Genomic DNA, 13,699 nt, shown 5'->3' with positions numbered 1-13,699 from the left:
GTGGTCCAGGTGGGGGTGGTTCCGGTGGTGTGGGCGTGGGCGAGGGTGGTGGTGAGGTCGGTGGGGGTGGCGTGGTTGCGGCGGAGGGTGTGGAGGGTGGTGGTGTGGGGGTTGTCGGTGAGGGTGGGGGTGAGGATGGGGTGGGGGCTGATTTCGATGAGGGTGTGGTGGCCTGTGGTGGTGAGGGTGGTGAGGGCTTGGTGGAAGAGGACGGGTTGGCGGAGGTTGTTGTACCAGTAGGTGGCGTTGAGTTCGGGTCCTTGGACGGGTTGTCCGGTGACGGTGGAGATCATGGGGGTGGTGGCGGGGCGGGGTTGGATGTCGGCGAGTGCGGTGGTGATTTCTTGTTGGTAGGGGTCGATTTGGGGGGAGTGGGAGGCGTAGTCGACGTTGATGCGGTGGACGGTGAGTCCTTGGGCTTGGAATTGGGTGGTGAGGTGGTCGATTGCTTGGGGGGTGCCGGTGATGACGGTGTGGGTGGGGGAGTTGTGGGCGGCGATGGTGGCGTTGTGGTGGGTGAGGTGGGGTTGGATGTGGTCGGGGGTGGTGTTGACGGTGGCCATGGCGCCGTGTCCGGTGAGGTGGCGCATGGTGGTGGAGCGGGTGGTGATGATGCGGGCGGCGTCGTGGAGGGTGAGGATGCCGGCGATGTGTGCGGCGGTGATTTCGCCTTGGGAGTGGCCGATGACGGCGGTGGGGTGGATGCCGTGGCTGGTCCAGAGGTGGGTGAGGCTGGTCATCATGGCGAAGAGGGCGGGTTGGACTTTGTCGACGTGGTGGAGCCAGGTGTCGTCGGTGCCTGTGAGGGTGTCGATGAGGGACCAGCCGGTGAGGGGGTCGAGGGCGGTGGCGCAGGTGTCGAGGGCGTCGCGGAAGTCGGGGTCGGCGTGGTAGAGGTCGCGTGCCATGGCGGCCCATTGGGAGCCCTGGCCGGGGAAGACGAACACCGGGCCACGTCCGGTGGTCGTTGCGTGTCCGGTGATGAGGTTCGGTGCGTTGACACCGTCGGCCAGGGCGCGCAGGCCGCGCACAGCGCTCTGGTGGTCCTCCGCGACCACGACCGCGCGGTGGGGGAGCAGGGCGCGGGTGGTGGCCAGGGCGTGGGCGACGGCGGGGAGGTGCTGGCCGTTCTCCAGCGCGTCGGCGAGCTGTCCGCCCATCGCGGCCAGCGCTTCCGTACTCGCCGCGGACACCACCAACGGCACCGCTCCGTGGGGGGCGACGGTCGCTTCGTCCGGTGGCGACGACGGCGCCTCCGTCAGCACGGCGTGGGCGTTCGTACCACCCACCCCGAACGCCGAGACGCCCGCCACCAACGGACGGTCCGGGCATGGCCAGGGGCCCGTCTCCGTCTGCACCCGCAGTCGCAGCCGGTCGAACGGGATCGCGGGGTTCGGCGTCCGGAAGTTGAGGCTGGCGGGCAGTTCGCGGTGATGCAGGGAAAGGGCCGCCTTGAGCAGGCCGACCACACCGGCCGCCCCTTCCAGATGTCCGATGTTCGTCTTGGCCGAGCCGACCGCGAGCTCGGTCCTGCGGCCCGGGGCCGTGCCCAGCGCCGCGCCGAGCGCGGCGGCCTCGACAGGGTCGCCGACCGGAGTGCCGGTGCCGTGCAACTCGACGTACTGCACGTCCTCGGGGCGCACACCCGCGTGAGCGAGCGCCGTCGTCACGACCTCGCGCTGGGCCTCACTGTTCGGTACGGCCAGGCCCTCGCCGGAACCGTCGTGGTTCACAGCGGTGCCGCTGAGCACGCAGTAGACGCGGTCGCCGTCGGCCAGGGCCCGGGACAGCGGCTTGAGTACGACCAGGGCGCCGCCCTCGCCGCGGACGAAACCGTTGGCACGGGCGTCGAAGGTGTGGCAGCGGCCGTCGGGGGAGAGCGCGCCGAAGCGGTCGACCTCGGTGGTGCTCTCGACGGCGAGATTGAGGTGGACACCGCCGGCCAGGGCGAGTGCCGCCTCGCCACGACGCAGCGCCTCGGCGGCCAGGTGGACTGCGACCAGTGAAGAGGACTGGCCGCAGTCGACCGTCAGACTGGGTCCCCGCAGCCCGAGCGAGTACGAGAGCCGGTTGGCGATCACCCCTCGCTGGACGCCGGTGAACACATGCCGCGTGATGCCTTGTGGGCCGCCGCGGCGCAGGAGGGTGGCGTAGTCGTCGGCGATCGCGCCGACGTAGACGCCCGCGGGAGAGCCACCGAGGGAGTCGGGAGCGACACCGGCGTCCTCCAGCGCTTCCCAGCCCAGTTCGAGGGCCAGTCGCTGCTGGGGGTCCATGGCCTCGGCCTCACGGGGCGAGACGCCGAAGAAGGCCGCGTCGAAGCCGTCGACGCGGTCCAGGTAGCCGCCGGGCCGGGTGCCGTCGGTGTCGGCGCCGGGGGACGGGTGTCGGTGCGGTGGCGGTTCGGTGATCGCGTCGCGGCCCGCACGCAGCAACTCCCAGAAGGCTGCGGGGTCGGCGGCGCCCGGCAGCCGGCATGCCAGGCCGATCACCGCGACCGGCTCGTCACGGGCGTCCGTGGTGGCACCGGAGGCCGAGGAACGGCCCGCGGCCGTGGTCGAGTCGTGCACCGCACCCATCAAGACATCCCTTCTGTGGACCGCCGAACCCGCGAAAACCGTCCGCCGCCCGGCCGCCCGGGAAGGCGACGGGGCACGGCGGCCGGCGGTGTGTCAGATGTGCCCGTGCGGCCGGACCGGCATCTTCTCCAGGCCGTGGGTGACCGTGCTGAGCCGCCACTGGAGTTCGCCGGGGTCGCAGGCGAGGGCCAGGTCGGGGAAGCGGTCGAGGAGCCGGCCGATGGCGATCTCCGCCTCCAGCCGGGCCAGTGGCGCACCCATGCAGTAGTGGATGCCGTGCCCGAAGGTCATCTGGCCGCCGATCGGCCGGGTGATGTCGAGCAGCTCGGGGTTGTCGAAGCGTTCGGGGTCGCGGTTGGCCGCCATCAGGGACACCATGACCACCTCGCCGACCGGGATGGTGACGTCGCCGAGCACCACGGGCTCGACCGTGTACCGGAAGGTGGCGAGGTTCACCGGGCCGTCGAAGCGCAGGAACTCCTCCACGGCCTGCGGCAGCAGCGAGCGGTCGGCCCGCAGCCTCTCCAGTTCACCGGGGTGGGTGAGCAGGGCGAGCACACCGTTGCCGATGAGGTTGACCGCCGTCTCGGTGCCGGCCGAGAACATCAGGTAGATCGTGGCGAGGAGCTCGCCCTCGCTGAGCTTGTCGTCCTCGTCACGGGCGGCGATCAGCGCGCTCAGCAGATCATCACCGGGATGGTCGCGTTTGACCTGGATCAGCTTCACCAGGTATTCGCGCATCGCCCGGGTGGCTTCCTCGTAGCCCTCCGGTGCGAGGTCGGACAGCACCACCGCCGCGTACCGGCCGAACGCCAGCCGTTCTGCCTCCGGCACCCCGAGCAGCGTACAGAGCAGCTCCATCGGGACGGGGTAGGCGAGCGCCTCCAGGAGGTCGATCTCGTCGTGCTTGTCCATCTCGTCGAGGAGCCGGGTCGTCAGCTCCTCCAGCATGGGCCGCATGCTCTCCACCCGGCGCGGCGTGAACGCCTTGTTGACCAGACGGCGCATCCGGGTGTGGTCCGGCGGGTCACTGGCCAGCATGTGGCCGACGAGCGCCTCGTCGTACTGCTTCGGGGCGTGCCCCTCCTTGGTGTGCTTGGCCATCAGCTCGTTGAGACCCTTGAAGTTCTTGCTGAGGGCCGGCTCGGTGAGAGCCTGCCGCACCTCCTCGTAGCGGGTCACGATCCACACCAGCGAGCCGTTCGGCAGCATCACCTTCACGGCGGGTCCGGCCTCGCGGAGCCGCTTCAGCACCTCGTGGGGGGCCTGGACGAAACTGACGTCCAGTTCCTCGGTCACCTGGGTTTCCTGCACGACTGCGCCCTCCTGGCCACGGGACCGCGTCCCTGCTCCGGGTACTACGGGTTGCTGCGGGAAGCATGGTCCGCAGCCCTTGCCGGGCACGGGCGGGCGCCTTGCGGATTCCTGACGGGGACGCTTGCGGAATCCTGAAGGAGGACTTGCCGGGTGCTTGCGGTCACCCTCCCGGGGCCCCGCGTCACCCTGCCTGGTTCAGTTTGCGGCGCAGATCGCAGGCGTCCGGGTGGCGCAGCGCGTCCAGCAGCGCGAGTGCCTCCTGCCAGGCGCGGGTCGCCCCGGCGCGCTCACCACGGGCCAGATGGGTGTGCCCGATGTGGATCAGGGTGGTGGCCTCGAGGTAGCGGTCGTCCAGCTCGCGGTGGAGACCGAGGGCCCGGTCGTAGTGGGCCAGGGCCCGGTCGTGGGTGCCGAGGTGATGGTGGGCGTAACCGAGGCTGTCGTGCGCCGTCGCCTCGCCGGGCAGGTGCCCCGCGGCGCGGAACAGTTCGGCGGCGCGCTCGCACGGGTCCAGGGCGGCCGCGTAGTCGCCCTGGAGCAGGTACGTCCAGCCGATGTCGTTGCGGACGTCGGCCTCGCCGATCGAGTCCGCCGCCCGCCGGTACAGCTCCAGGGAGCGGTGATAGTGGTCGAGGGCCTGGCCGTGACGGGCCGCCGCGTTGGCCCGGAAGGCGATGCACCGGTGCACTGCGGCCTGGCCCTGGTGGTCCTCGGCTTCCGCGAACAGGGCCAGCGCGCGGCACAGGTGCGTGTGGGCGTCGGTGTGTCTGCCCAGCCGCCCGTGGGCGAAGCCGAGCGCGCGGTGCGCGCGCGCCCGCGCCGTCAGGTCACCCTGGAGTTCGGCGGTGCGCAGACAGGTCCGCTGCAACGCGATCTGCTCGGCCCAGCGGGCCCGCCGGTCCAGCGGCAGTTCGAGGGCCAGGGCCAGCTGGTGGACGTGTGCGTGCAGACCGAGTTCGGCGGCCTCGGCCACCACGGCGCTCAGGACGGGCAGCAGCCGGCGGTCCAGCCAGGCGGCGGCCTCAGCGCGGCTGCCGAGCGGCTCGGGGCTGGTGCGTGGTTGGGGCGCCGGAAGCGTCTCGAACACGTTCCGGTGCGGAGTCAGGAGCAGTGCCGCCTCCCGGGCCGTGTGCACGTAGTGGTCGAGCATCCGGCGCACCGCGAGCCGGCGCAGGTCCTCCGGATCGCGCGCGCGGGACAACCGCAGCGCCAGTTCGTGCAGGAGCGTGTGCATGTGGTACGAGTCCCGCTCCGGAGCGTCGAGCAGCCGGGCCCTGACCAGGTCGTCGAGGAGTGCGCGGGCCACCTCGGGTGGTACCCCGGCCAGACTGGCCGCGGCGGTCACGCCGATGTCCGGGCCGGTGTGCAGCGCGAGCAGCCGGAACATGCGGGCCGTGTCGGCGGCCAGTCGTGCGTACGACCACGCCAGCGCGCCGCGCACGGTGTCCGCCGTGGCCTCGGCGCCCGCGGGGCCGCTTCCGTCGGTCCCGGCGCGGTGCTCACGCAACTCGTCGGCCAGGACGGCGAGTCGGGTCTCCGGCCGGAGTGCGGCGGCGGAGCCGACCAAGGTCAGAGCCAGGGGGACTCCGGCGCAGGACGCGGCCAACTCGGCCACCGCCTCCGGTTCGGCGCCGGCCCGTTCGGCGCCCAGCCGATGGGCCATCGCCGCACGGCTCTGCACCTGCTCCAGCGGACCGAGCGCCAACCGGCGGGCCCCCTCGGTGGCGACCAACTCGTCCAGCGGATCCCTGCTGGTGACGAGGGCCACGGAGCCGGGGGAGCGGGGCAGCAACGGCCGTACCTGGCGGGCGTCCCGGGCGTCGTCCAGGACGACCAGCACCCGGCGGCCGGCCAGTTGGGCCCGGTACAGCGCCGTACGTGCCCGCAATCCGGCCGGGACCCGGTGTTCGGGGGTGCCGAGGGCGACCAGCAGCTTGCGCAAGGCCTCCTCCGGGTCGAGCGCGGTACCGTGCAAGGAGTGCCCTTGCAGGTCGACGAAGACCTGCCGGTCGGTCGAACAGGCGGCCGACCGGTGGCCGGCCCGCACCACGAGCGCGGTCTTGCCGATTCCGGCCGGTCCCACGACGGCCACCACGGGTGCGGACACCGGGGGCGGTGGAACGGCCGCGGGGGCGGTGACACGCGCCACCAGCCGTGCGGGCACCCGGTGGACACACGAGTCCGTGACCGGCTCGCGTCCTACGGGACCTGAGAGGACCGGCTCCGGCGCCCCGGCGGGAGGCGGCGGGCCCTCGTCCGCCGGCGACAGTGCGCCGAGGAGCGCGAGTTCCGTCTCCCGGCCCACGAAGTCCTCGGGCGTCGTGGGTAATCGGCCCGGCGGGACGGTGTCGCGCACCCGCGACGTTCGCTGCCCGGGCAGCGGCCGCGGGATGACGGGCCTGGGGTTCGGTCGCCGGGGCGCCGGGACGGCGGCGTTCGGCAGGGGACGGGCGGCCTGGGCGCCACGAAGAAGCAAGTCCTCGTACGCGGAGCGCAGTTCGGGGCCGGGCGCGATCCCCAGCTGCTGGTCCAGGTGGGCCCGCACCGCGTGATAGGCACGGAGCGCCTCCGCCTGCCGGCCGGAGGCGGCGAGCGCCTGCACCAGCTGGGCCTGCAGCATCTCGTCCAACGGGTGCTGGACGGCGGCCGGCTGGAGCACATCCAGTACGGCACCCGGCTCGCCCAGCCGCGCCGCGATCCCTGCGGCCTCCTTGACCGCCGCCAGGTGCTCGCCGTCCACCGCCACGAAGTACGGGTGCTGGGCGACATGCGGCAGGATCCCGGAGGCGATCGGCCCCTTGGACAGCCGCAGCGCGCGGACGAGCAGCCGAACGCTCTCCCGCATGGCGCCTTTCGCGGCCGACTCGCGTGCCTGCCTCGTGAGTTCACGAAAGCTCAGCAGATCGAGGCTGGCGGCGGAGGCGTCGAGGCGGTAGCTGCCGGAGGCCCGCGTCAGACGAGCGGCCTGCCGGTCCGCGCTCTGGTCGCCGCTCTCCAGGAGACGGCGGATCGCGGCCGCGTGGCGGTAGACAACGTTGGCAGCGCTGTGGGGCGGATCCTGTTCCCAGAGCACGTCGATGATCGTGCCGAGACTGGTCGGCTGCCCCGTCCGGACCAGTAACAGGGCCAGCAGCGCCTGCCGTTTGGCCGGACCGAGGTCCAGCTCCACGTCGTCCTGCCAGGCCCGCACGGGCCCCAGTAGGGTCAGCCACACGTGACAGAGGGTAAACCTATTCGAATGAGATGTGTGAATGTTCGGGTCGTACGGCCGGTTTTGCACATTCCACGCGGGAAGCAATGGCCGGAATACATCTGTCGAGGGAGTGCTCTCGCGCCGCGTCACATTTTCGGCACATCTGGTGTTCTACGATCGCGCAGCGATGCGACCGGGTGGCGGACCCTGGTGGGAGCGCATTGCACAAAGGCGTGGTGGGCTGCGCCGATAAACCGTCGCACCCGTAGAGGAGTGAGCGAGTGGGCCTGAAATGCAGGGTGGACCAGAAACGTCACACCGTGCGAACACGGGCGTCACAATACGGCGTTCAGGTCGGCCCGTAAGGCTCCTTTGACTCAATTGTTACCGCAGTTCATGTGTAGTACCACCACTTGGTACCCGCATTTTCCGACACCTCCCTGTGGATGTAAGGAAGGGTATGACCGAACTGTTCGAACACATGGCCAGGGGCCGGACCGACACGATGACGCTGACACCCGGGGCCGCCGGGGAGACGACAGCTCCGGGGCGGGGAACCGCCCATGACACCTGGGAGCTGCGCGTCTTCGGATCGCTCACCGTGTTGCACGCCGGACAGGCACTGCGCCTCGGGCCACTGCGTCATCGCGCGTTACTGGGGCTGTTGTTGGTCCGGCTGGGCACCGTGGTCGCCGTAGGGCAGCTGGTCGACGAACTCTGGGGACCGCGCCCGCCCGGTCACCCGGTCGCCACGCTCCAGACCTACGTCTCCCACCTGCGCCGTGCCCTGGCGAGAACCCGGGACGACGACGGCGGCGGCCGGGCCCGGCTCAGCCATCTCTCCCCGGGCTACGTCCTCGATCTCGATCCCGAGCTGGTCGACGCCTACCGGTTCGAGCGGCTCGTGGAGCACGGCCGCAACGCCCTCGCCGCCCACCACTTCCACCACGCCGACCACCAACTGTCACAGGCGCTGGGTCTCTGGCGCGGCCAGCCCTACCTCGAACTCGTCTCCTACCGCCCCATCGCCGACGAGAACGAACGTCTGGGCCAGCTGCGGCTGACAGCCCTGGAAGCCCAGGCCGACGCCTGCCTGGCCCTCGGCGACGCGGACCGGGCGGTGCGGACGCTCTACCCGGAGGTCCAGCACAACCCCTGTCACGAACGCCTGGTAGGCCATTTGATGACCGGTCTGTACCGGCTCGGCCGCCAGGCCGAGGCCCTCAGGCTCTACGAACAGACCCGCCGCCACCTCGCCGAGGAACTCGGTGTCGATCCGAGCGCGGAACTCCAGCGTGTCCACACGGACATCCTCCACCAGCGCCTTGCCCTGCCGGAAAGCCCCGCACGCCTGTCGGCGAGCACCGGTGGGGCCGCCGAGGGGGGGATCGACGCCTCGGACGCCGCGGACACCACGTTCACCACGGTCCCCACCGATGTCACCGACGCCACGACGGCCACCTCCGGCATGACGGACTCGGCGCGACCGGCGGCGACGGCCGGCCCGCAGCCGGTGAGGCCGTGGGCGCCTGTTGAGCCCGGCCCGGCGGTCCCCGCCACCCACGCCACCCCGCCGACCACTCCCGCCCCGCCGATTCCCCGAACCCACAAGTCCGCCGCTCCGGCCGCCGACCCCTTACCGTCCGTCGCCGCGACGCGGTCGGCCGTCGCACCGCCCCCGCCTGCTTCCCACCGGCCCGTCGACGAGCCGTCACCCGCCGATCCACCGGGTGGGCCGGTGGTGCGGTCGGCCGCCGCGGTCGCGCCCCGGGTGACCACCTCCCCGGCGGCGCACGAAGGCCGCGCACCCGCGGTTCCCTCCGGCCCGGCCGGCCCCGCGGAGGCGGTCGTGCCGGTCGTGTCGGTCAGCTGGTCGGCGGGGTGGGCCGCACGTCACTCCGCCCTGCTGCGGGCCTCCCTCGCCGCCATGGGCCCGTCCGAGGGCACCGTGCCCTCCGTCGCCGCCTTCGGCACGGCAGACCCCCACCGGGCGCGTGGCCTGTTCGTCGGACGGGCCCGGGGGCGGGCCGTACTCCGCAGGCATGTGCTCGACGCGCTGAACGGCGGCAGCCATCTCACCGCCGTACTGGGCGAGACGGGCGTCGGCAAGACCGAACTCGTCGAGCAGGTCACCGCGCACCTCAACGACCAGCTCCAGGAGGTCGTGTGGGGCTGCTGCACCGCCGGGGACGGCGCGCCGGACTACTGGGTGTGGTCGCAGGTCTTCCGTCAGCTGATGGTGTCCCGCCCGGAGGCGTTCCGCAGGGCCGAGACCCGCTTCGGAATGCTGCTGGCCCCGTTGATGCTGGATCCCGAGGCCGGCCGGCACAGTCCCCGGGCGGAGGAGCCGCCGCCGGTGACCCGGTTCCTCATCCAGGACGCGATGTGCGAGACACTGCTCGCCCTCACCGCCGAGGAGCCCCTGGTCGTCGTCCTGGAGGACCTGGACCAGGCCGACGGGCGCTCCCTGGAACTGCTGGCACTGCTGCGCACCCGACTGCACGGGGAGCCCCTCGCGGTCGTGGTGATCGCGGAGGACACCGGGGTGGCCTCGGACTTCCTCGACGGCGGCGTGGTCACGGACATCCTCAGTGACTCGCGAACCCGCAGCCTGCGGCTGAGCGGGCTCTCCCGGCAGGAGACCGCCGAACTCCTCACGGCCCACACGAACCTCCGGCTCCCGGACGACACGCTCCGGATCCTCCACGAGCGCAGCCGCGGCAACCCGTACTTCCTGACCCAGTTCCTCGCGGGCGTCGACGACCTCGGGCTGCTGTACGACCGCGGCGCGTTGGAGTTGGCACTGGCCGATGTGCCGCTGGGCGTCCGACAGGCGCTGGGCCGGCGCGTCGCGGCACTGCCCGAGCCGGTGCTGGAGGTGCTGCGCTGCTGTTCGGCGCTGGGCACCGCCTTCGGACTCGGACTGGTCCGCGAGGTCGTGACCCCTGGCACGGACCCCGAGCCGGCCGTCGAGGCGGCCCTGCGCTGCGGACTGCTGCGGCGGGAGCCCCACCCGCCGTTCCGGCTCGCGTTCCGGGACCAGCTGATCCAGGAGGTGCTGCTCAGCGAACTGAGCGGCACCGAACGGGCCAGACTGCGCGCGACCGCCGTACACGCGGCGCTGCGGGAACCCGGCCCGCACTTCACCGCCCGCACGCCGGGCCGTCGCACCCCCCGTCCGGGCCGGCCGGCCGACCCCGCGGGCGCGTCCGGCCCGCACCCCGCGTGAGCGGGCGGGGCCGGGACGTGCTCGGCCCCGCCCGCACCGACCGGGTGTGCAGTCACGGGCAAGGAAGCCGCAAGCGATGCGACAAGGCGCCCGCAGGGTGACGATCCCATGCTCAGCAATGCGTCGGGACACGAAGGCCCGTCGTCGTTCCCGACGTGCCCGGCGCGCCGACCCCCGGCCCCGTGTGCCGTCCCCCGAGGAGGAGACCCTGGTGACCACCGTGGCCCGGCAGTTCGACACCGCCGACATCTCGTCCATCGAGTTCTGGTCGCAGCCACCGGCGGCCTGGGACGACACCTTCCGCGTCCTGCGCGACGAGCGACCGGTCTCCTGGCACCGGGCGCCCGAGGGCAGCCTGCTGCCCACGCCCGAGGACGACGGGTTCTGGGCGGTGGTCCGGCACGCCGACATCGTCGCCGTGAGCAGCCGCCCCGACCTGTACATCTCCGCCAAGGGCGTGCAGTTCGAGGAACTGCCCGACGACATCCTCCAGGCCACGCAGTCCATCGTGGCCATGGACGCACCCCGTCACCTGAAGGTGCGCAGCCTGGTCACCGCCGCCTTCAGCCCGGCCCGGATGGAGCGGATGCGGGGCTCGATGGAGGCCGAGGTCCGCCGTATCGTCGAGGACTTCGCGACGGCGGGCGAATGCGACTTCGTCGCCAAGGTCTCGATGCCGATGGCCCGTTGGACGATGACCTACATGCTGGGCCTGGAGGCGGCGGAACTGGACCGCTTCACCGAGGCGATCACCGTCATGCTGTCCAGCCGGGACGAGGCCGAGAAACTCGGCCGCGACCGTGCCGACATCGTGAACGAGGTCGTCGGACTGGTCTCGGGCAAGGCGGTGGAGATCGCCAAGGCGCGCCGCGCCGACCCCCAGGACGACGTGATGACCGACCTGGTGCAGGCCCGGGTCGACGGCGAGGGTCTGACCGACGCCGAGATCAGCGCGTTCTTCCTGCTGCTGATCGGCGCAGGCTTCGACACCCCGCGCCAGACCATCAGCCACGCCGGCAAGGCGCTCTCCGACTTCCCCGAGCAACGCGCTTTCCTGGCGGCGGACTTCGACGGCCGCTCCGGTACGGCCATCGAGGAGCTGCTGCGCTGGTCCACCCCTGTGCTCACGCTGCGCCGCACCGCCGCCCGGGACACCGAGCTGGGCGGGCAGCGCATCCGAGAGGGCGACAAGGTGGCCCTGTTTTACCCCTCGGGCAACCGCGACGAGCGGGTCTTCACCGATCCGCTCACCCTCGACCTGGCCCGTACCCCCAACCGGCACATCGCCTTCGGCGGCGGTGGCCCCCACCACTGCCTCGGCAACGTCCTCGCCCGCATGGAACTGCGCGTCCTGCTCAAAGAACTCCTCCGCCGGGTACCGGACTTCGAGGTCGGTGAGCCGATCCGGGTGACCAGCAACTTCGTCAGCGCCATCACCCGGATGCCGGCGGTGGCCCGTGTCTGACGTGGGCCGCAGACAACTACTCGGATACGCCATCGCGGGAGCCACCGTGGCAGGAACCAGCGCCGGCCCGGCCCGGGCGGCGGACGGCGGCGCACCGGCGCCGATCGTGGTCACTCCGGGCGAGGGCCGCTACGACGACATGACCAGCGGCTACAACAAGCGCTGGATCGGCACTCCGGACCAGATCCGGGTCATCCGCTCCACGGCCGAGGCGGTGACCGCCGTCCAGGAACTGGTGGACGGCGGCAGGCGCTTCTCGGTCCGCAGCGGCGGCGGCTGCTTCGAGAACTTCGTCTACAACCCGGAGATCGAGGCCGTCCTCGACCTGTCCACCCTCGACGAGGTGTCGTACGACGAAAGGCGCCGCGCCTTCGCCGTGCAGCCCGGCGCCATCCTCCTCAACGTGTACGACACCCTGCTGCACAAGTGGGGTGTCACGCTGCCCGCCGGACTGTGCTACTCGGTCGGCATGGGCGGCCACGCCTGCGGCGGCGGCTACGGGTTGATGTCCCGTCAGCTGGGACTCGTCGTCGACCACCTGTACGCCGTGGAGGTCGTCGTCGTGGGCGCGGACGGCAAGGCCCGCGCCGTTGTCGCCACCGCCGAGCCCGACGACCCGAACCACGACCTGTGGTGGGCGCACACCGGTGGCGGCGGCGGCAACTTCGGTGTGGTGACGCGGTACTGGTTCCGCAGCCCGGACGCCACCGGCGACGACCCGCGCACCCTGCTGCCGCAACCCCCCTCGCACGTCCTGCTGAACATCGCGGCCATTCCGTGGAGCGCCGTCGACGAGGCCGACTTCGGCCGGCTGCTGCGCAACTTCATCGGCTGGCTGGGCGACCACAGCACCCCGGGCGCCCCGGAGAACGCGTTGTCCAGCCTGTTCGGCCTCAACCAGGCGGCGGCCGGCGTCCTCACCCTGATCACCCAGGTCGACGCGACCGTGGCCGGCGCCGAGGACATCCTGGCCGACCACCTCGCCGCGATCGGCGAGGGCACCGCCGAAGGCATCCGCAAGGCCCTCGTCGCCGCTCCCACCAAGGCCACCTGGGGACAGGTCACCCGGTTCATCTCCACGTCCAACTACGCGGCCCCCGCGGTCCGGGTCAAGGCCAAGTCCGCCTACCTCAAGGGCAACTTCACCACCGAGCAGGCAGCGACGATCCACCGCCACCTGACCTCGGCGGACTACAGCAACCCGGGTGCCTCCCTGATCATCTTCCCGTACGGCGGGCAGATCGCCGCGGTCGCCCCGGACGCCACCGCGATCCCGCAGCGCGACTCGCTGGTCAAGATGCAGTACCAGGCCTGGTGGACCGACCCGGCCGAGGACGACACACACCTGGCCTGGGTACGCGGCATGTACAAGGAGGTCTACGCCGCGACCGGCGGGGTGCCGGTGCCCGACGGCACCTGGGACGGCTGCTACATCAACTACGTCGACGCCGACATGGCCGACCCCGCCCACAACACCTCCGGTGTGCCCTGGTCGACCTTCTACTACAAGGACAACTACCCGAGGCTCCGGCGGATCAAGGCCCGGTGGGACCCGCACAACGTCTTCCACCACGCGCTGTCCGTCGAACCGCCCACCGGTGATTGAGGTATCCATGTCCCTGACCGACGCCGTGCTGTCCGGAGCCACCCCGGACCAACTCGCCGCCGCCCCGGTCCCCGCCCGCTTCACCGCCGCCCACCTGCGCGTCGAGGACGAGGACCTCTTCGCCGACGCGGCGGACAAGGACGTGCGCCGTACCCTGCACGTCGGCGAGGTCCCGATGCCCGAACTCGCCCCGGACGAGGTGCTGGTCGCCGTGATGGCCAGCTCCGTCAACTACAACACCGTCTGGTCGGCGAAGTTCGAACCCCTCTCCACCTTCCGCTTCCTGCGCTCCTACGCCCGTCAGGGCGGC

General features: G+C 71.8%; 6 protein-coding genes and 1 pseudogene. 4 read left to right on the top strand and 3 right to left on the bottom strand.

Annotated features, from left to right (window positions below):
* The 3 genes from AB0958_RS41740 to AB0958_RS41730 form a co-directional block, all read right to left on the bottom strand.
* The coding region (locus tag AB0958_RS41740) for a type I polyketide synthase (RefSeq protein WP_366895716.1) at positions 1-2,579 on the bottom strand (2,579 nt) is incomplete at its 3' end.
* Positions 2,580-2,672: 93 nt separating this feature from the next.
* Positions 2,673-3,893, bottom strand: coding sequence for a cytochrome P450 (locus AB0958_RS41735; protein WP_366895715.1), 1,221 nt, complete (start codon positions 3,891-3,893; stop codon positions 2,673-2,675).
* 184 nt (positions 3,894-4,077) lie between these two features.
* Positions 4,078-7,110 (bottom strand): BTAD domain-containing putative transcriptional regulator, encoded by a 3,033-nt coding sequence (locus tag AB0958_RS41730; RefSeq protein WP_366895714.1) that lies wholly within the window; start codon positions 7,108-7,110, stop codon positions 4,078-4,080.
* A gap of 439 nt (positions 7,111-7,549) precedes the next feature.
* Between AB0958_RS41730 and AB0958_RS41725 the strand changes: the two genes are divergently transcribed.
* The 4 genes and pseudogenes from AB0958_RS41725 to AB0958_RS41710 all read left to right on the top strand — a co-directional run.
* Complete coding sequence (locus AB0958_RS41725) at positions 7,550-10,318, top strand: BTAD domain-containing putative transcriptional regulator (protein ID WP_366895713.1); 2,769 nt, start codon at positions 7,550-7,552, stop codon at positions 10,316-10,318.
* A gap of 211 nt (positions 10,319-10,529) precedes the next feature.
* Positions 10,530-11,783: a cytochrome P450 gene (locus AB0958_RS41720; RefSeq protein WP_366895712.1), complete on the top strand. Its 1,254-nt coding sequence runs from the start codon at positions 10,530-10,532 to the stop codon at positions 11,781-11,783.
* A gap of 46 nt (positions 11,784-11,829) precedes the next feature.
* The gene (locus AB0958_RS41715) at positions 11,830-13,389 is read left to right on the top strand and encodes a BBE domain-containing protein (protein ID WP_366895711.1); all 1,560 of its coding nucleotides are present in this window, start codon (positions 11,830-11,832) and stop codon (positions 13,387-13,389) included.
* A 7-nt stretch (positions 13,390-13,396) separates the two neighbouring features.
* Positions 13,397-13,699, top strand: a pseudogene (locus tag AB0958_RS41710) (crotonyl-CoA carboxylase/reductase); the annotation flags it as partial.

The sequence above is a fragment of the Streptomyces sp. NPDC006655 genome, from assembly GCF_040703965.1.
In the GTDB taxonomy this organism is placed as follows: Bacteria; Actinomycetota; Actinomycetes; order Streptomycetales; family Streptomycetaceae; genus Streptomyces.
This window is presented reverse-complemented; position numbering and strand designations above follow the sequence as displayed.

Coding starts and splice junctions, on each gene's coding strand:
- AB0958_RS41725 (WP_366895713.1), top strand. CDS start 7,550: ATGACCGAACTGTTCGAACACATGGCCAGGGGCCGGACCGACACGATG.